19 protein-coding genes and 1 pseudogene are annotated in these 18,769 nt (G+C 72.0%); 8 read left to right on the top strand and 12 right to left on the bottom strand.

Translation table 11 applies throughout. From position 1 onward, the window contains the following. The first annotated feature begins 100 nt into the window (after positions 1-100). On the top strand, positions 101-1,054 hold the full coding sequence (locus tag AC07EG_RS37290; RefSeq protein ID WP_478257980.1) for a serine protein kinase RIO: 954 nt from the start codon (positions 101-103) through the stop codon (positions 1,052-1,054). Positions 1,055-1,378: 324 nt separating this feature from the next. Further along, positions 1,379-2,836, top strand: coding sequence for a DEAD/DEAH box helicase (locus tag AC07EG_RS37285; RefSeq protein ID WP_478257979.1), 1,458 nt, complete (start codon positions 1,379-1,381; stop codon positions 2,834-2,836). A 52-nt stretch (positions 2,837-2,888) separates the two neighbouring features. On the opposite strand, the gene AC07EG_RS37280 is transcribed toward AC07EG_RS37285, so the two are convergent. After that, positions 2,889-3,584, bottom strand: a complete 696-nt coding sequence (locus AC07EG_RS37280) for a PIG-L deacetylase family protein (RefSeq protein ID WP_478258030.1) — start codon at positions 3,582-3,584, stop codon at positions 2,889-2,891. A gap of 65 nt (positions 3,585-3,649) precedes the next feature. Between AC07EG_RS37280 and AC07EG_RS37275 the strand changes: the two genes are divergently transcribed. Further along, entirely contained in the window at positions 3,650-4,810 is a 1,161-nt protein-coding gene (locus AC07EG_RS37275) for an 8-amino-7-oxononanoate synthase (protein WP_478257978.1), read from the top strand. Here AC07EG_RS37275 and AC07EG_RS37270 read toward each other — a convergent pair. Both AC07EG_RS37270 and AC07EG_RS37265 read right to left on the bottom strand, forming a co-directional pair. After that, positions 4,807-5,229, bottom strand: coding sequence for a GNAT family N-acetyltransferase (locus AC07EG_RS37270; RefSeq protein WP_478257977.1), 423 nt, complete (start codon positions 5,227-5,229; stop codon positions 4,807-4,809). The genes AC07EG_RS37275 and AC07EG_RS37270 overlap by 4 nt on opposite strands. A gap of 58 nt (positions 5,230-5,287) precedes the next feature. Next, entirely contained in the window at positions 5,288-6,067 is a 780-nt protein-coding gene (locus tag AC07EG_RS37265; protein ID WP_478257976.1) for a S1 family serine peptidase, read from the bottom strand. Positions 6,068-6,310: 243 nt separating this feature from the next. Between AC07EG_RS37265 and AC07EG_RS37260 the strand changes: the two genes are divergently transcribed. From AC07EG_RS37260 to AC07EG_RS37245, 4 genes and pseudogenes are all read left to right on the top strand, one after another. After that, the gene (locus tag AC07EG_RS37260; protein ID WP_478257975.1) at positions 6,311-7,039 is read left to right on the top strand and encodes a M15 family metallopeptidase; all 729 of its coding nucleotides are present in this window, start codon (positions 6,311-6,313) and stop codon (positions 7,037-7,039) included. A gap of 68 nt (positions 7,040-7,107) precedes the next feature. Beyond that, positions 7,108-8,502 (top strand): mycothione reductase, encoded by a 1,395-nt coding sequence (locus AC07EG_RS37255; protein ID WP_478258029.1) that lies wholly within the window; start codon positions 7,108-7,110, stop codon positions 8,500-8,502. A 361-nt stretch (positions 8,503-8,863) separates the two neighbouring features. Next, positions 8,864-8,952 (top strand): annotated as a pseudogene (locus AC07EG_RS37250) (IS5/IS1182 family transposase); the annotation flags it as partial. Between the two features lie 24 nt (positions 8,953-8,976). After that, positions 8,977-9,192, top strand: coding sequence for a hypothetical protein (locus AC07EG_RS37245; protein ID WP_478258032.1), 216 nt, complete (start codon positions 8,977-8,979; stop codon positions 9,190-9,192). 15 nt (positions 9,193-9,207) lie between these two features. On the opposite strand, the gene AC07EG_RS37240 is transcribed toward AC07EG_RS37245, so the two are convergent. Further along, entirely contained in the window at positions 9,208-10,449 is a 1,242-nt protein-coding gene (locus AC07EG_RS37240; protein ID WP_478257974.1) for a CynX/NimT family MFS transporter, read from the bottom strand. 74 nt (positions 10,450-10,523) lie between these two features. On the opposite strand from AC07EG_RS37240, the gene AC07EG_RS37235 reads away from it, so the two are divergent. Further along, complete coding sequence (locus tag AC07EG_RS37235; RefSeq protein ID WP_478257973.1) at positions 10,524-11,180, top strand: FadR/GntR family transcriptional regulator; 657 nt, start codon at positions 10,524-10,526, stop codon at positions 11,178-11,180. Here the strand turns inward: AC07EG_RS37235 and AC07EG_RS37230 are convergent. The 8 genes from AC07EG_RS37230 to AC07EG_RS37195 all read right to left on the bottom strand — a co-directional run bounded on the left by AC07EG_RS37230 (position 11,164) and on the right by AC07EG_RS37195 (position 18,659). Then, positions 11,164-12,930 carry a helix-turn-helix domain-containing protein gene (locus tag AC07EG_RS37230; protein WP_478257972.1) on the bottom strand — a complete coding sequence of 589 codons (1,767 nt, stop codon included), beginning with the start codon at positions 12,928-12,930 and terminating at the stop codon, positions 11,164-11,166. The two genes, AC07EG_RS37235 and AC07EG_RS37230, sit on opposite strands and share 17 nt — an antisense overlap. 4 nt (positions 12,931-12,934) lie before the next feature. Next, entirely contained in the window at positions 12,935-14,278 is a 1,344-nt protein-coding gene (locus AC07EG_RS37225; RefSeq protein WP_478257971.1) for an MFS transporter, read from the bottom strand. Positions 14,279-14,309: 31 nt separating this feature from the next. Next, on the bottom strand, positions 14,310-15,056 hold the full coding sequence (locus AC07EG_RS37220; protein ID WP_478257970.1) for an SDR family oxidoreductase: 747 nt from the start codon (positions 15,054-15,056) through the stop codon (positions 14,310-14,312). Between the two features lie 95 nt (positions 15,057-15,151). Continuing rightward, positions 15,152-16,009 carry a type I methionyl aminopeptidase gene (gene map / locus AC07EG_RS37215; protein ID WP_478257969.1) on the bottom strand — a complete coding sequence of 286 codons (858 nt, stop codon included), beginning with the start codon at positions 16,007-16,009 and terminating at the stop codon, positions 15,152-15,154. Between the two features lie 33 nt (positions 16,010-16,042). Beyond that, entirely contained in the window at positions 16,043-16,486 is a 444-nt protein-coding gene (locus AC07EG_RS37210) for a hypothetical protein (RefSeq protein ID WP_478257968.1), read from the bottom strand. After that, positions 16,486-17,340: a GNAT family N-acetyltransferase gene (locus AC07EG_RS37205; RefSeq protein ID WP_478257967.1), complete on the bottom strand. Its 855-nt coding sequence runs from the start codon at positions 17,338-17,340 to the stop codon at positions 16,486-16,488. Before AC07EG_RS37205 ends, AC07EG_RS37210 begins: the two co-directional genes overlap by 1 nt. A gap of 84 nt (positions 17,341-17,424) precedes the next feature. After that, positions 17,425-17,823: a VOC family protein gene (locus tag AC07EG_RS37200; RefSeq protein WP_478257966.1), complete on the bottom strand. Its 399-nt coding sequence runs from the start codon at positions 17,821-17,823 to the stop codon at positions 17,425-17,427. Between the two features lie 5 nt (positions 17,824-17,828). Then, positions 17,829-18,659, bottom strand: coding sequence for a helix-turn-helix domain-containing protein (locus AC07EG_RS37195; RefSeq protein WP_478257965.1), 831 nt, complete (start codon positions 18,657-18,659; stop codon positions 17,829-17,831). Between the last annotated feature and the right edge of the window lie 110 nt (positions 18,660-18,769).

Below are 18,769 nucleotides of genomic sequence, written 5' to 3'. Positions count from 1 at the left end.
AGGCTGTCCCGGGCTTGCCCTGCGCCCAATCCACCACCCCGGCCGGCTGACGCGCGCTCGCGCTCCGGCGGGGTCCCACTTTCCGTTCAGGAGCCCACCAGTGCGCAAGCACGAACTCGATTTCGACCGCTTCGACGACCAGCCCGCGCGCCGGAAGAGCCGCCGCCCGCGCTTCGACGACGAACCCGAACCGAGCCGCCGCGGGCGGCTCACCGAAGAAGAACGCGTCCGGCTCGCCCACCAGCGCGCGGACGCCTACACCGAGACCGCCATCCCCGGTGGTGGCGACCGCTGGTCCACCTGGGCCGACGGCGAGCAGGGCCCGGAACCGCGCCCGAGCTGGGTGATCACCCAGCTGGCCGCGGTGGACACCGAACTCGGCGTGCTCAAGACCGGCAAGGAGGCCGACGTCCACCTCCTGCGCCGGGGCCTGCCGGACGGCCCGCAGTCGCTGCTGGCCGCCAAGCGGTACCGCAGCAACGAGCACCGGATGTTCCACCGCGACGCCGGTTACCTGGAGGGCCGCCGGATGCGGCGGTCGCGGGAGATGCGGGCGATCGAGACCCGCACCGCCTTCGGCCGCAACCTGATCGCCGAGCAGTGGGCGGTCGCCGAGTTCGCCGCGCTGTCCCGGCTGTGGAGCGCCGGTGTGCCGGTGCCGTACCCGGTCCAGCGCAGCGGGACCGAACTGCTGCTGGAGTTCGTCGGCGACGAGGACGGCACGGCCGCGCCTCGGCTGGCCCAGGTGCGCGCGGACGAGGAGGAGCTGCGCGACCTCTGGTACCAGCTGGTTTCCGCGCTGGAAACGATGGCCACCCACGGCCTGGCGCACGGCGACCTCTCGGCCTACAACCTGATGGTCCACCACGGGCGGCTGGTGCTGATCGACCTGCCGCAGGTGGTGGACGTCGTGGCCAATCCGCGTGGCCTGGAGTTCCTGGCCAGGGACGTGCGCAACGTGGCGGACTGGTTCGCCGCCCGCGGCCTGCCACCGGAGGTGCTCGACCCGGACGGGCTGGTCGGCGAACTGCGCCGGGCGGCGGGGCTGCCCTGAAGCGGGACGCGGGGAGGTGAGCGGGCTCACCTCCCCGCGTTACCGGGATGGGTTGTTGCCCACAGTTCCCGCCTCGGCTCGGCAGCCGGAAAGCTCCTCCGGTATTGTTGTGACCAGACCGCAACCGGCGGCGTGGATGAGTGGTGTCCGTCGCCTCCAAGGCCAAAACCGTACGGCCCGCGGTATCCATCAAGCGGCGCGTGGTGTTGCAGAACACGGCGTGCCGGGTATGTCCCTGTGAAAGCCCACCGCAACACCACCTTGTCCTGCCTGCGTGCGGACAACCGGGCCTCCCTTGCGACGTGCCACGTCCGAGAGGCATTTGTGACAGTCACGCTCGATTCCGGCAACACCTCCGCGCGCTCCGGCAACCGCAAGCCGCGGAATCGGAACCACGACGGCGCCCCCGCCGTCACCGCCAGCACGGCACCCCTGAAGAGCTTCGCCGAACTGAACATCCCGGAGCCGCTGCTGCGCGCGCTGCGGGACGCGGGCATCAACTCCCCGTTCCCCATCCAGTCGGCCACCCTGCCCGACGCGCTCGCCGGGCGCGACGTGCTCGGCCGCGCGCAGACCGGGTCCGGCAAGACCCTCGCCTTCGGCCTGGCCCTGCTGGCCCGGCTCGACGGCGGCAAGGCCCGCGCCAAGCGGCCCCGCGCGCTGGTCCTGGTGCCCACCCGTGAGCTGGCCATGCAGGTGGCCGACTCGCTGACCCCGCTGGCCAAGTCGCTCGGCCTGTGGTGCCGCACCGCGGTCGGCGGCATGGCCTTCAACCGGCAGGCGGACGCCCTGCAGCGCGGGGTCGACCTGCTGATCGCCACCCCCGGCCGGCTCTCGGACCACGTCCGGCAGGGCACCTGCGTGCTCGGCGACGTCAACTTCGTCGCGCTCGACGAGGCCGACCAGATGGCCGACATGGGCTTCCTGCCGCAGGTGCGGGAGATCCTCGACCTCACCCCGGCACGCGGGCAGCGGCTGCTGTTCTCGGCCACGCTCGACGGTGACGTCAAGAAGCTGGTCGACCGCTACCTGACCGACCCGGTGGAGCACTCGGTCGCGCCGGTCACCGCCAGCGTCACCACCATGGACCACCACGTGCTCCAGGTGTCCTACCCGGACAAGCAGGCCATCGTCACCGAGATCGGTGCCCGTGAGGGCCGCACGATCATGTTCGTGCGGACCAAGCACCACGTGGACCGCCTGGCCGAGCGGCTGCGCGAGTCCGGTGTGCACGCCGCGGCCCTGCACGGCGGCAAGACCCAGGGGCAGCGCAACCGGGTGCTGGCCGACTTCAAGGCCGGGCACACCCCGGTGCTGGTCGCCACCGACGTCGCCGCCCGCGGCATCCACGTCGACGGCATCAGCCTGGTGCTGCACGTGGACCCGCCCGCCGACCACAAGGACTACCTGCACCGCGCCGGGCGCACCGCGCGGGCCGGGGCGTCGGGCACCGTGGTCACGCTGATCACCCACGACCAGCGCCGCACCATGAAGCGGCTGACCGACCGCGCCGGGGTGCGTGCCGAGACCGCCAGCGTGCGGCCCGGCGACGCCGAACTGGCCCGGATCACCGGGGCGCGCCAGCCCAGCGGTGAGCCGGTCGTCGAGCGGGAGCACCGCCGGGACACCCCGCGCCGGGGTGGCCCCCGTGCCCACGGTGAAGGCCGTGGCGGTCGTCCCGGCTTCGGCGGCCGTGGCCGTCAGCCGCGCAACAGCGGCGGCTCGGGCCGTCCGCAGCGTCCGGGTCGCGGCCCGGCGCGCCGCGGCTGGTCCAACGACTGACCTCGCGTTGAGCAGGGGCCTTCTCGCCGTCCGCGGCGGGGAGGCCCTTTTGCTACATCGGGAAGAGTTCGAAGTCGGTGGCCAGCCGGCCGCCGAAGCGCTTGCCGGTTTCCTCGGCCGCCGCGCGCAGGAAGGTCTCCGGCTCCCCCATGTCTCCGCCGAGGGCCGCCAGGTACGCCTTGTGCTCCTTCAGCGACGCGATCGCGCGGTCCAGGGTCGAGGTGATGTCGACGGCGTGCGTCGACCGGGGTGAGGACGCGCCGGCCACCCACCGCACGCCCCGCCACGGCTCCAGGTCCAGGTCGCGGAAGACCCAGCGGTTCGCGGCGTCGCGCACGGCTTCCAGCACCGCCTCGCCGACCACCCGGTGGTCGGCGGTGTTGAGGTAGCCGCCCGGCCAGGTCTCCCGGTGGTTGGTCATCAGCACCAGTTCCGGCCGGTGCCGCCGGATCGCCGCCGCGATGTCCCGGCGCAGCGGCAGGCCGTACTCCAGTACCCCGTCGGGGTGGTCGAGGAACTCCACGTCGTGCACGCCGACCACGGCGGCGCTGTTGAGCTGCTCGGTGGTGCGCAGCGGGCCCGCCTCCTCCGGCGGCAGGGTGTCGATGCCCGCCTCACCCCTGGTCACCAGCAGGTAGGCCACCGATTTGCCCTGGTCGGTCCACTTCGCCACCGCCCCGCACCCGCCGTACTCCAGGTCGTCCGGGTGCGCGACCACCGCCAGCGCGCGCTCCCAGTCCTCCGGCATCGGCTGCAGCTGGTCCCCGGTCACCGTTGTCCTCCTCGATCCGGCCGCATGCGAGACTGCCAGGCGTGAACGCACCCGGTCCAGCCCCCGACCACGTTTTCGACTGGCTCGACACCGAAGCGGAGAAGCGTGCCGCCGCCGGGCTGGTCCGGCGGTTGCGCCCACGGCAGCCGAACGCCGGGGAGGTCGACCTCGCCGGCAACGACTACCTCGGCCTGGCCCGCGACAAGCGCGTCGCCGGGGCCACCGCCGCCGCCGCGTTGCGCTGGGGTGCCGGGTCGACCGGTTCGCGGCTGGTCACCGGGTCGACCGAACTGCACGCCGAGCTGGAGCACGAACTCGCCCGGTTCTGCGGGGCGCAGGCGGCACTGGTGTTCTCCTCCGGGTTCGCCGCGAACCTCGGCGCGGTCACCGCGTTGTCCGGGGCCGAGTCCGCGATCGTCACCGACAAGTACATCCACGCGTCGCTGATCGAAGGCTGCCGCCTCTCACGCGCGGACGTCGCCGCCATGGCGCACAGCGACATCCCCGCGTTCACGCACGCGCTCGCCACCCGCCGCAAGCAGCGCGCGCTGGTGGTCACCGATTCGGTGTTCTCCGTCGACGGCGACCTGGCCAAGCTCGGTGCGCTCACCGAGGCGTGCCGCACGCACGGTGCGGCGCTGCTGGTCGACGACGCCCACGGTTTCGGGGTGCTCGGCGAAGGCGGTCGCGGCGCGGTGCACCAGGCGGGCCTGGCCGGCGCGCCCGACGTGGTCACCACGATCACGCTGTCGAAGGCGCTGGGTGCGCAGGGCGGCGCGGTGCTCGGGCCGCGGCGGGTGATCAAGCACCTGGTGGACACCGCGCGCAGCTTCATCTTCGACACCGCGCTCGCCCCGGGCAGCGCCGCCGCCGCGCTCGCCGCGCTGAACGTGCTGCGGGCCGAGCCCGACCTCCCCGGCAAGGTGCTCGCGGTGGCGAGCCGCCTTTCCGAACGGCTCGCCGAAGCCGGGTTCACCGTGAGCAAGCCGGACGCGGCGGTGGTCTCGGTGCAGGCGCCGTCCCCGGAGAAAGCGGTCGCCTGGGCCGAAAGCTGCGCCGAGCAGGGCGTCCGCGTCGGCTGCTTCCGGCCGCCGTCGGTGCCGGACGGCATCTCCCGGCTGCGCCTGACCGCCCGCGCCGACCTGAGCGAGTCCGATGTGGACGCCGCGGTCAAGGTGATCGTGGACAGCGCGCCCCGTTAACGACGCATGGTGATGTGCGGGATGCCGTCCTCGAGGAACTCGTCGCCGACCGGTTCGAAGCCGAACTTCGCGTAGAAGCCGGCGGCGTAGGTCTGCGCGTCCAGCACCGCCGGTGAGTCCGGAATGGACTCCAGTGCGGCGGTCATCAACTGCCCGGCCAGGCCGCGCCCGCGGGCGGCCGCCGCGGTGACCACCCGGCCGATCCGGAAGCCACCACCGGGTTCTTCGAGCACGCGCAGGTAGGCGTCCACCCCGGAGTCGCCGTCGAACCAGAGGTGCCGCGTGCCCGGCAGCAGGTCCCGGCCGTCCAGTTCGGGATAGGGGCATTCCTGCTCGACGACAAAAACGTCGACGCGCAGCCTGAGGAAGGAATAGAGATCACCGGCGGACACCCGGTCCCCGGTCGCCGCCCGAACCATGCTTTCAACCACGGCGTATGCCTAGCACACGCCGTGGCCGGAAGCCGGAGCGGAGGGTTCAGCGCTGGGCGCGGACCTCCTTGGTGAACGCGGCCACCCGCGCGTACACCCCGGGCCGGTTCGGCCGGGCGCACCCCTCGCCCCAGGAGACGAGGCCGATCACGGTGTCGCCGACCAGCAGCGGACCGCCGGAGTCACCCTGGCAGGCGTCGACACCGCCCTCGGGATAACCCGCGCAGACCATGGTCGACTTGTCGAAGCTGCTGAGGCTGGCCTCGCACTTCTCGTCGGACACCACCGGCACGACCGCGCCGCGCAGCGTGTCCGACCGCGGGCCACCGTCGGAGGTGCGGCCCCAGCCGAGCACGCGGGCCTGGGTGCCCTCGGCGTAGAGGGCGGTGTCCTGCGCGGCGGGCAGCTTCGCCGCCTGGTACGGCACTTCCTGGTCCAGGGTGAGCAACGCGATGTCGTTGCCGGTGGTCGGGTCCTGGAACAACGGCGAGATCCACACCTTCGCCACCGAGCGGACCACCCCGGCGCCGGTGCGCTGGTCCTGCCGCCCGGCCACCACCCGCATCTGCTGGCGCTTGACCGCCTGCGCGCAGTGCGCCGCGGTCAGCACGCCCCGCGGCGAGACCAGCACCCCGCCGCAGAACTGCTGGTTGCCGCTGTCGGTGAGGTAGACCGTGTACGGGTGGTCCTCGATGGACACCTCGGTCCCGCCGACGATGTAGGGCTGGGTGTTGGTCGCCTGCGCCGCGGGGATCAGGGTCACCGCCCCGGCCAGCACGGCCGCGGCCGCCGCCAGTACCCCGCGGCGGCGGGACTTGTTCGGCATGGAGGCTTCCTTTCGGCCGGACGAGCGGTCCGACTAGCCTAAATGGCCTACGCCGTTCGCGGTGTCCCTGAACCGGGTGGACTGCCGGTCACGCTGCGGCTCTGTCACAGTGGACGGGTGCGACTCAAGGCTCCGGTGGCGGTTCTCGGTGTCCTGCTGCTCACGCTCCCCGCGTGCGGCACGGAGCCCCCACCAGCGCCTTCGCCCACCCCCACCACCGTCCCCACGATCGGGCAGCCGCCGGTGACCCGGACGAGTGAGCCGCCCGCGCCGACCCCGGCCTGGCGGGTGGGTGCGCGGCCGCTGCCGCTGCGCGCGGACGGTTACGGACAGGTGCTGCCGACGCCGGCCGAGCTGGCCGACCGCCACCTGCCGACCGCCGACCTGCTGCCCCCGCCACCCGGCGGGGACTACGCCTCGACCATCGAAGCGGTGCCCGGCGCGGTGCTGGCGCGCAGCACCTGGGAGCCCGGCTGCCCGGTCGACGCCTCGCAGCTGCGGTACCTGACCATGTCGTTCTGGGGCTTCGACGGCCGCCCGCACACCGGCGAGATGCTGGTCCACGCCTCCGTCGCGCAGCCGGTCACCGAAGCCTTCGGCGCGTTGTTCGCGGCGAAGTTCCCGATCGAGGAGATGCGGGTGACCAGGGCGGACGAACTCGACGCCCCGCCGACCGGGGACGGCAACAACACCAGCGCCTTCGTCTGCCGCCCGGTGCGCGGGCAGAGCAGCTGGTCGGCGCACGCCTCGGGGCTGGCCGTGGACGTCAACCCGTTCTGCAACCCCTACCTCAAGGGCGACCTCGTGCTGCCGGAACTGGCCTCGGCCTACACCGACCGCGCGCACGAGCGGCCGGGCATGGTCCTGCCCGGCGGGGTGGCCGTCCGGGCCTTCCGCGCCATCGGCTGGACCTGGGGCGGCACCTGGACCGCACCGAAGGACCTGATGCACTTCTCCGCCACCGGCGGCTGACGGGAACAAACCGGGCCCCCGGCGCGGTTGAGGCGACGAGACCCCTTTTGACTGACGGGATGGCAAGCGTGCCCCACTACGACCTGGTGATCATCGGCACCGGCTCCGGCAACTCCGTGCTCGACCCGCGGTTCGCCGACTGGAAGACGGCGATCGTGGAGAAGGGCACCTTCGGCGGCACCTGCCTGAACGTGGGCTGCATCCCGACCAAGATGTTCGTCTACCCGGCCGATCTGGCCGCCGCCGTACCGGCCGGCGCCAAGCTGGGCGTGGACCTGAAGCTGGACGGCGTGCGCTGGCGCGAGATCCGCGACCGGATCTTCGGCCGCATCGACCCGATCGCCGCCGGGGGCAGGCAGTACCGCATCGAGCACGAGGACAACCGCAACGTCACCGTGTACGAGGGCGAAGGCCGGTTCACCGGGATGAAGCAGCTCCAGGTGAGCTTCCCCGACGGCCGCACGGAAACGCTGACCGCGGACCGGTTCGTGCTGGCCGCTGGCGGACGGCCGAGGATCCCGGACATCCCGGGGCTGGCCGACAGCGGGTACCACACCTCGGACACGGTCATGCGGATCGACGAACTGCCCGAGCGGCTGGTCATCCTCGGCAGCGGGTTCATCGCCGCCGAGTTCGCGCACGTCTTCTCCTCGTTCGGGGTGGCCGTGACGCTGGTCGCGCGGTCCGGCGCGTTGCTGCGCGCGGAGGACGAGGCGATCAGCGAGCGGTACACCGAACTGGCGGCGGAGAAGTACGACGTCCGGCTCAACCGGCGGACCACCAAGGTGCGCCGCACCCCGGCCGGGGTGTCGCTGGACCTGGCGGGGCCGGACGGGGCCGAAACGCTCGACGCGGACCTGCTGCTGGTGGCCACCGGCCGCCGGCCCAACTCGGACCTGCTCGACGTCGCCGCCACCGGTGTGTCCACAAAGGACAGTGGACACGTGGAGGTGGACGAGTACCAGCGGACCGCGGTCGAGGGCATCTACGCGCTCGGCGACATCTCCTCGGTCCACGAACTCAAGCACGTGGCGAACCACGAGCAGCGCGTGGTCCAGCACAACCTGCTGCACCCCGACGCGCCGATCGCCGCCGACCACCGGTTCGTGCCGCACGCGGTGTTCAGCGCGCCGCAGATCGCGTCGGTGGGCCTGACCGAGACGCAGGCCAAGGCGCGGGGCGTGGACTACGTGAGCTACACCCAGGACTACGCCGGCATCGCCTACGGCTGGGCGATGGAGGACACCACCGGTTTCGCCAAGCTGCTCGCCGATCCGGCCACCGGGCAGCTGCTCGGCGCGCACATCATCGGGGCGCAGGCGGGCAGCCTGATCCAGCCGGTGATCCAGGCGATGAGCTTCGGCCTGGACGCCAGGCAGCTGGCCAGGGGCCAGTACTGGATCCACCCGGCGATGCCGGAGCTGATCGAGAACGCCCTGCTGAACCTGCCGCTGAACGACTGACCGCCGTCGCGCCCGGGCGCGCGTCCGAGCGGACTCGCCGGACCGCGACTGGGGCGTGTCCGGTAAGTGGTTGAGCTGGCCCTCTGGTAGTTGTGCCCAGTGGTTGGTCGCGGTGAGTTGACGGACGAGGCGTGGGCGGTGATCGAGCCGTTGCTGCCGCCGCAGCAAGGCGGTGGCGGGATCACCGCCAGGTGCCTGGGACAGGATCCTCCACCGGGTGATCGTCAAAAGACGACGCCGTCGGCGACCTGGAATGGATCATCTCGGTCGAATCGAGCGTGGCCCGGGCGCACCAGCACGCCGCGGGCGCCCGGAAAGGGGATGCAGCGACGGCGTCGAAGCCCTGGCCCTCGACGGGGCAGGACTTGGGCGCTCCCGCGGCGGACTGAGCACCAAGGTTCCTCTCGCCGTCGACGGGCGGGGTCTGCCGGTACCTATTCGGCTCACCCCGGCCAAGCCGGGGACAACCCGCGGTTGCTGCCGCTGCGAGACCGGCAGCTCGCCTTCGCCAGCCCGGAACCGGGACGACCACCCGCATCCGATCCTGAGGTTCACACACAGCGCAACGCGGTCGAACGCTGCTTCAACCGGCTCGAACAGTTCTGTGACCTGGCCACCCGCTACGCCAAACGAGCCGCCTGCTACCAGGCCGAACTCACCATCGCAGCGATCGTGCTCTGGCTCCGATGACTTACCGGACCGCGACTAGACGAGCTTGTCGCGGCCCGCCAGGCCGCCGAAGATCGTCTGCGCGACCACCACGCCGAAGACCATGGCCAGTGGCGCGGTCCACCCGGCGGTGACGTCGTGCAGCAGGCCGAAGAGGAAGGGGCCGACCGCGGCGAGCAGGTAACCGAGGCCCTGCACCATGCCGGACAGCCGCGCGGTCTCGTCCCCGGCCCTGGCGCGCAGCGCGATCACCATGACCGCCATGGAGAACACGCTCATCCCGATACCGGTCAGCACGGCCCACAGCAGCGGCGCCGCCGACGGCGCCAGGATCAGCCCGCCCAGCCCGGCGAGGGAGAACACGCCGAGGCCGACGATCCACCAGGTCTGGTTGCGCTGCCGCGCCGCCAGCGCCGGCACGGTGAGGCTGATCGGCACCGCCAGCAACGACATCAGCCCGACGGCCAGCCCGGCGTCCCCGCGGGTCATCCCGGCGTCCATCAGCACCTGCGGGAACCAGCCCATCACGATGTAGGCCAGGAACGACTGCAGGCCGAAGAACAGCGTGACGATCCAGGCGAGCGGGCTGCGCAGCAGCGAACGCCGCGGCTCGCCGGGGTGTTCGGTGCGCTCGGTGTGCCGGGAACCACCGCGGATGGCGAGCTTCCACACCACCAGCGCGAGGAAGGCCAGCACCGACCAGGCCGCCAGCGCCGGGCGCCAGCCGCCGAGCAGGGCGTCCAGGTTCGGCGAGAGCGCGGAACCCGAAGCCCCGCCGAGGTTCAGCGAAGCGGTGTAGATGCCGGTCATCAGGCCGACCCTGGCCGGGAAGGAATCCTTGACCACCACCGGGACCAGCACGTTCGCCAGCGCGATGCCCGCACTGGAGACCAGCGTGCCGCCGAGCACCAGCAGCGGGCCGTCGAGCACGCGCACGATCAGGCCGACGCCGAGCACCCCGAGCGCCAGCGCGACCGCGCTGCCCATACCGACCTTGCGCGCCAGGCGCGGTGCGGCGAGTCCCGCGACGGCGAAGCACAATCCTGGCAGAGTGGTGAGCAGTCCGGCCCAGGTGCCGGAAGCGCCGAGGGAAACCCTTGCCTCGTCGAGCAGCGGCCCCACACTGGTAATCGCGGGTCGCAGGTTCAACGCGGCGAGCACCACGGCCAGCGCGATCAGCGTGCCACCGGCGACGGCGAGATTCCGTGACCGGCGGACCGGTTCGATCGCACCGGCCAGGGCACGTTGCTTTATCGAAACCTCGGATTCGACGGACACGGGGCTAGTATGACAGACGTAGGATGATTGGTTGAACCCCGAAATTGCCCGGAGCACGCGAAAGGAATGTCACAGTGCCGTTGGCCACCACCCGCCGGACCGGGCTCGTCGACCAGGTGATCGGGCAGTTGCGCGAAGCCGTGACCGGGGGCGAATGGCCGGTCGGCGAACGGATCCCACCGGAAAGCGAATTGGTGTCAGCGCTCGGTGTCGGGCGCAACACGGTGCGTGAAGCGGTGCGGGCGTTGTCCCACAGCGGCCTGCTGGAGGTGCGCCAGGGCGACGGCACCTACGTCCGGGCGACCAGCGAGGTCTCCGGTGCGGTCCGGCGGCTGTGCGGCACCGAACTCCGCGAGGTGCTCCAGGTGCGCCGGACGCTGGAGGTCGAGGGCGCGCGGCTGGCCGCCACCGAACGCACCCAGGACGAACTGGCCCAGCTCACCGAACTGCTGCAGGTCCGCGACGCGGCGCTGGCGGGCAAGCAGTTCGACGAGTTCGTGCAGGCGGACGCGCGGTTCCACCTCGCCGTTGTCCAATGTGGACACAACAACCTGCTGACCGAGCTGTACCGCGGGCTCAGCGAGGTGGTGACCGCTTCGGTCGAGGCGACCAAGCACGCCGACAACGTCTCGCACACCGGGTTGCTCGAAGCGATCGCCGCCGGGGACCCCGAGCGCGCGGTCACCGAGGCCAGCGGTTTCCTCGACGACCTGCTCAAGGGGATCGAGTAAGCCGGTGCAACCGCAGCGCCAGCTGGAGTTCCAGCGCGCCGGCCGGTGAGGACCAGTCCGGGCCCAGCAGCGCGGTGATGCGTTCCAGCCGCTGCGCCACCGTGTTCACGTGCACGTGCAGCGAATCCTTGGCGCGCGCCAGGTTTCCGCCCGCGGCGAAGTAGCAGTTCAGCGTTTTGACCAGTTCCGTGCCCCGTCGCGCGTCGTAGTCCAGCACCGGCCCGAGCACCGAACGCACGAATCCGGCGGTGTCCGCCCGGTCTCCGAGCAGCACCCCGACAAATCCGAGTTCGCCGGCCGTCGCGCCTTCACCCGCCCGGCCGAGCGCGAGCATCGCCCGCAGGCAGCGCGCGGCTTCGGCGTGGGCGGCGGCCAACCCCGCGGGACCGGCGGCCGGTCCCGCGGCGGCGACCGTCACCGGTCCGCCGGCGGGTCCGGCGAGCATCGAAGCCAGCTTTCCCGGATCGGCGGCGGCTTCGTCCGGTGGCACCAGTGCGACCACCTGTTCGGCGTGCAACCCGGCCAGTGCCGCGTGCCCGGCGACCGCGGCGGCCAGCCGTCCGCGCGAACACGCCTCCGACTGCAGTACCAGCACCACGTGCCCGGCACCGAGGTCGACGCCGACCCGGCGGGCGCGGTCGACCAGCGCCCCGGGATCGCGTTCCGGTGCGGTGAGCAGGTCGGCGACCAGTTCGCCGCGCACCCGGTCCTCGGCTTCGGCGGTGGATCGGCGCAGCAGCAACAGGAGCGCGGTGACCACGCTCGCCCGTTCGAACAACCGCCGGTCGCCGTCCACCAGTTCGGCCCGGCCGGTGAGCGTGATGCTGCCGAGCAGTTCGGGCCCGGCGAGCACGGCACAGGTCCACGCCCCGTCGTCGGCCACCGCCCGGCCGCTGGCCTGCGATGCGGCCACGGTCCCGGCGGACGGCTGCCGCGCCGGGACCCCGGATCGGCCGAGTTCGGCACCGTTCGCGTCGTGCACGGTGATGCCGCCGCCGAGCACCCCGGCGACGGCTTCGGCGACCTCGCGCACCCCGCTGCCGCCGAGCACCAGCGCGGTCAGCCGGTCGTGCGCCTCCTGCGCCCGCGCGATCGTCGCGTGGTGCTCCTGGATGGTCTCGATCAGGCGCGCGTTGTCGATCGCGATGGCGGCGTGGTCGGCCAGCGACGAAAGCAGCGCGACCTCGGCCGGCGAGAACCGCCGGGGACGGCGATCGGAGGCGTAGAGCACGCCGATCACCTCGTCGCCGAGCGCCAGCGGCACACCGATGATGGCGATGAGCCCTTCGTCGCGCACGGCTTCGTCGATCGGGCCGGTGTGGCGGAACCGCGGGTCCGTCGGGTAGTCGGCCGTGGCGTACGGCCGGGCGGTCTGCGCGACCAGCCCGCCGAGCCCCTCCCCCATGCCCAGCCGCAGCGCCTGGAACAACGCCGAGGTCGATCCGTCGGTCACCCGCATGTACGTGCCGCCGGTGCCGGGGCGGTTCATGCTCAGGTACGACACGTCCACCCGCAGCAGCATCCGCGCCCGGTGCACGATCGACTGGAGCACCGCGTCGGTGTCGCGCAGCCGGGCGAGGTCGCTGGCGGTGTCGAACAACGCCGCCAGCTCGGCCTCGCGCCGGGTGTGCCCGGCGAGCGTGGCGTGGATCCGCAGGGCCGCCTCGGTGGCCCGCGGATCCGCGCCGGCCGCCGCCAGTTCCTGCGCGCTCGCCCCGGCGGCGATCAGCTCGAGCAGTTCCACGCTCATCCGGTCATGGTGTCACCGGCGTGCGGTCGCTGGGTGCCGCCGCCTGCTCCGGCTCGGCCAGCGACGACCCCCTGGTCTCCTTGGCCAGGGAGACCGCCACGATGGTGAGCACGCAGGTGGCCGCCACGTAGATCGACACCGGCAGGCTGCCGCCGAGGTCGCGCAGCATCGCGGTGGCGATCAGCGGGGCCAGCCCACCGGCCACGATCGAGGCCAGCTGGTAGCCGATCGACGCACCCGAGTACCGGACCCTGGTGCCGAACAGCTCGGAGAAGAAGGCCGCCTGCGGGCCGTACATCGCGCCGTGCAGCACCAGGCCGACGGTGGTGGCGAGCACCATCACGCCGAACGACCTGGTGTCCAGCATGGCGAAGAACACGAACGACCAGACCAGCATCCCGCCGGCCCCGAACAGGTACACCGCGCGGCGGCCGAACCGGTCCGACAGCGCACCCCACACCGGGATGGTGACGAAGTGCACGGCCGAGCCGATCAGCACCGCGTTCAGCCCGACGCCCTTCGGCAGCTCCAGCGCAACGGTGAGGTAGACCAGGATGAACGCGGTCAGGATGTAGTAGGAGACGTTCTCCGCGAAGCGCGCGCCCATCGCGATCAGCACCTCGCGCCAGCTGTGCCGCAGCACCGTCACGATCGGCGCCTTCTCCACCTTGCCGCCCGCCTTCTTCGCGGCTTCGAGGAACAGCGGCGACTCCTCGACCGAGAGCCGGATCCACAGCCCGATCGCCACCAGCAGCCCGGAGAGCAGGAACGGGATGCGCCAGCCCCACGACTCGAACGCGGCGTCGGACTGCACGGCGGCGAGGATGGCCAGCACCGCGGTGGCGAGCAGGTTCCCGCCGGGCGCACCGGCCTGCGGCCACGACGCCCAGAACCCGCGCCTAGCCGGATCACCGTGCTCGGAAACGATCAGCACCGCTCCGCCCCATTCGCCGCCGAGCGCGAAGCCCTGCACCAGCCGCAGCACGGTGAGCAGGATCGGCGCGGCCACGCCGATCGCGGCGTAGGTGGGCAGCAGGCCCATCGCGAAGGTGGCGCCGCCCATCAGCAGCAGGCTGAGCACCAGGAGTTTCTTGCGGCCGATCTTGTCGCCGTAGTGGCCGAACACCAGCCCGCCCAGCGGCCGGGCGACGAAGCCGATGGCGTAGCTGCCCAGTGCCAGCAGGGTGCCGGTGAGCGCGTCGGTGCCGGGGAAGAACAGCTTGTTGAACACCAGGGTCGCGGCCGAGGCGAAGAGGAAGAAGTCGTACCACTCGATGGTCGTGCCGACCAGGCTGGCGCCGACGATCTTGACGATCTTGCGGCGCGGCGGGGACGCGGGTTCAGCCATGTACATCACCACTTCGTTGTGTGATCCGGGATTAGGCAGCGGTCCAGCCGCCGTCGATCGGGATGGCGGCACCGGTGAGGTAACCGGCCGCGTCACCGCACAGCCAGGTCACCACGGCGGCGACCTCCTCGGGTTCGATCAGCCGCTTGATCGCGGTGCGGCGGAGGAACACCTCGTCGAGCACCTCGTCCTCGCCGATGCCGTGCGCCAGCGCCTGGGCCCGCACCTGGCCCTCGACCAGTGCGGTCCGCACGTAACCCGGGTTGACGCAGTTGCTGGTGACCCCGTGCTCGGCGCCTTCGAGCGCGGCCACCTTGCTCAGCCCTTCGAGCGCGTGCTTGGCCGAGACGTAGGCGGACTTGCCCGCGCTCGCCCGCAGCCCGTGCACGCTGGACACGGCGATGAGGCGGCCCCAGCCCCTCTGGTACATCGAGGGCAGGCAGTGGCGCATCAGCCGGAACGGGACCTGCACCATCAGCTCGTGCAGCTCGGCGAACCGGTCCGGCGGGAACTCGTGGATGGGCGCCACGTGCTGCACCCCGGCGTTGTTGACCAGGATGTCCACGTCATCGGGCAGCGCCTCGACCGCGCCGGGTTCGGTGAGGTCGGCGACGTGCGCGACCGCCCCGGTCTCGGCGGCCACCTCGTCGGCGGGCTCCCGGTCGACCAGGTGCACCTTGGCCCCGGCCGCGGTCAGCGCGACCACGCACGCCCGGCCGATCCCGGCCGCACCACCGGTGACCAGCGCCGTCCGTCCGCGGAGCATGGGCTCGTTCATGCCCCGGAACGCTACGAGCCGCGCTCCGGCGAGACCATGTGGTGGGTGACCACAGCCGTGGCCACTTCGATGTGGGAGTCAGCTACCCCGGCGTTTCAGGGCAGCGTCAGGATCTCCGCCCCGGATTCGGTCACCACGATGGTGTGCTCGAACTGGGCCGTCCACTTCTTGTCCTTGGTGGTGACGGTCCAGTCGTCGGACCAGATGTCGTAGTCGATGGTGCCGAGGGTGATCATCGGCTCGATGGTGAAGGTCATGCCCTGCAGGATCTCCGTGGTGACCGACGGCTCCTCGTAGTGCAGCACCGTCGGCGCCGTGTGGAACGCCGGGCCGACGCCGTGACCGGTGAAGTCCCGCACCACGCCGTAGCCGAACCGCTTCGCGTACGCCTCGATCACCCGGCCGATCACGTTCAGCTGCCGTCCCGGCCGGACCGCCTTGATCGCGCGCATGGTCGCCTCGTGCGTGCGCTCGACCAGCAGCCGGGCCTCCTCCGACACGTCGCCCGCCAGGAACGTCGCGTTGGTGTCGCCGTGCACGTCGCCGATGTAGGCGGTGACGTCGATGTTGCAGATGTCGCCGTCCTCGATCACCGTCGAGTCCGGGATGCCGTGGCAGATCACCTCGTTCAGCGAGGTGCAGCACGACTTCGGGAAGTTCCGGTAGCCCAGCGTCGAGGGGTAGGCGTGGTGGTCGAGCAGGAACTCGTGCACCACCTTGTCCACGTCGTCGGTGGTGGCCCCCGGCTTGACCGCCTTGCCGCCCTCCTGCAGCGCCTGCGCGGCGATCCGGCTCGCCACGCGCATCGCCTCGATCACCTCGGGGGTGCGCACGCCGTTGCCGGTGTCGCGCTTGGGGGCCGGCCGGTCCACGTACTCGGGACGCTTGATGGACGCGGGAACGGCGCGGCGCGGTGACTGCACACCGGGCTTCAGAGGAGCACGCTGGAACATACCCCCAGCCTACGACTTCGGCCGAGCCGGGTTTCAGGCCGTGCGGTCGGTGAACCGGACGTGCTCCGGCGCGTGCGCGGCGACCAGCGCCGCGAGCCGGTCCCCTTCGTAGCGCTCGGCGTCCACCAGCACCCGGAACCCGCCGACCTCGGCCTCCACCGTGCCCGGCGGCCCCGGCCGCACGAGGACCGCGTCGAGTTCGTCCCAGGCGACGAAGTCCTTGTCCACCTTGATCCCGGCGGCGTTGACCAGCAACGCCACCCGCGAACCGCGGTACCAGCCGAAAACCGCGGGCAGCACGGCCACCGGCGGCACGGTCGCCCAGAACCCCAGCGTCAGCGCGCACAGCACGGCGATCGCCGCGAACACCACCAGCACCGCCAGCACCAGCAGCCGGGCCCGCGGATCCACCGGTTTGACCACCGAGTAGCGCTTGCGGTCGTCGGCCAGCATGCGCAGGGTCGCCATCGTCGACATCAGAACAGCACCGTCGCGTAGCGGCCGACCTGCTGGAACCCGATCTTGCGGTACGCCGCCAGCGCCGGGTCGTTGTAGGCGTTGACGTACAGGCTGGCCGTGCGGCCCATGCCGCGCACCAGCCGCGAGACCACCGCCGCGGTGCCCTGCGTGCCGAGGCCGTGGCCGCGGCGGTCCGGGCGCACCCACACGCCCTGGATCTGCCCGACGGTCGCCGACAACGCGCCGATCTCGGCCTTGAACACCACTTCCCCGTTCTCGAACCGGGCGAACGCGCGGCCGCTGGAGATCAGCTCGGCGACCCTGGCGCGGTAGCTGGCACCCCCGTCACCCGCCCGCGGATCGATGCCGACCTCCTCGATGAACATGGCGATCGCGGCGGGCAGGTAGCGCTCCAGCTCGTCCGGGCGGACCGGGCGGACCAGGTGGTCCGGGGTGCAGGTGGGCGGTGCGTCCAGCGCGAGCAGCGGCTGGTCGTGGCGCACCTCCCTGGCCGGGCCCCATTCGGTGGTCAGCTCCTCCCACAGCCCGAGCACCTGCTCGGCCGGGCCGACCAGGGAGGAGCAGGTGCGCTGGCGCCGCAGCGCGCGATCGGCGAACGAGCGCAGTGCCGAGGCGTTGCCCCGCAGCGGGATCAGGTTGGGGCCGGAGAAGCACAGCCCCTGGATGCGGCCGGAGCGCAACGGCCGGGCATCGGCGGCCCACAGCTCGCCACCGAGGCGCCACGGATCGAGCCCGGCCACCTCGATCCGGGCGCTGACCATGCAGCTGCCAACGGGATCGGCGGCCAGTGCGGCGCGCACCGCCGGAAAGTCCCGATCATCGAGGAGCCGCGCACCTGCTAGCCGCAACACTCCCTCAGCCTGCCAGATAACGCCGGAGGACGGAAAGCGAACCGGCCGGGCACGGCGGCCGGTTTCACCCTGACGGCCCCGGTCTCAGGCCCCGCGGTAGGTGCCGAAGGTCCACACGTTGCCTTCGGGATCGGCGATCGTGACGTTGCGTGAGCCGTAGTCGGTCTCGTACGGCTCGTTCAGCACCTCGGCCCCGGCCGCTGAAGCGCGCTTGTGCACCGCGTCCGGATCATCGGTGGCGACGCACAGCCATTGCCCGCCTGACGTGGGCTTCGGCAGGCCGGACTCGTTCAGCGTGGAGCCGTACATCACGCCGCCGCCCTCGGGCCACTTCAGCTCGCCGTGTGCGATCGAGACCCCGTCCTCACCACGCACGGTGAGCGCCTCGGTGAAGCCGAGCACCTCGGTGAGGAAGATCCGCGCGGCTTCGGCGTCGTCGTACTTCAGGCAGGGCCACACACCCGGGTTGTTGAGTTCGCTCATGCCGGTCAGTCTGCGAGCGGGTCCGCGGCACCGTCTTGGAGAAACGGGAGTTCCTCGGCGAGCCAGGTGCTCGGCGGGCAGCCCGCCAGCGAACGCCAGTCGTTGGTCATGTGCGCCTGGTCGTAGTAGCCCGCCTGCGCGGCGACGTCGGCGAGCGTGCGCCACCCACCGGCCCGCAGCAGGCCCCGGCTGCGTTCGAAGCGCATCAGCCGCGCGGCCTGCTTCGGCGGGACGCCGACCTCACGGGCGAACCGCTCGCTGAAGTGCCGCCTGCTCCAGCCGATCTCCCCGGCCAGCTCGGCCACCCCGACGTCACCGTGCCCGGCGACCATCGAGCGCCACGCCCACTGGATCTCCGAGGCCGGCGTCACCGGCGTCACCGCCGCCACCAGCACGCGGTCGAGCAGGTCGAACCGCGTCCGCCAGTCCGGCAGCTCGTGCAGCCTGCCGGGCAGCTCGCGGGCCCACGGCACCGGCAGCTCACCGGCGTCGATCGTGGTCGAGACGAGTTCGGTGGCCGGAACGCCGAGCAGGGCCCGCACCCCGAGCGGGTTCAGCTCGAGGTGCAGGCCCTGCTGGAAGCTGTCCTGCTCGATCAGCACCGGCACCAGGTGCAGCCCGCCGACCACCCCGTGCCGGTGCAGCGGCCCGTGCTCGGTGCCCGGCCCGGCGACCACCCGGACCGGCGCGGCGAGGCTGATGATCAGCGTGACCGACCGCGACGGCAGCCCGCGGTGCACGGGCAGCGTGACGCCGTGCTGGGTGTACCCGGCGTAGCGCCGCACCACCTGCCGCAACGCCGGGTGCGGCAGCCGGGCCGCCCACTGGTCACTCACCTGACCAGCGTAAACCGCTCAGCCGACGGTGACGGTGGGTTCGCCCGCACCGGCCGTCTCGCCTGCTTCTTCGGCGATGCGCATGGCTTCTTCGATCAGCGTTTCCACGA

The organism is Amycolatopsis sp. NPDC045836 (genome assembly GCF_056431745.1).
Note: the sequence above shows the minus strand (reverse complement) of the source record. Positions and strands in the feature narration are given on the sequence as shown.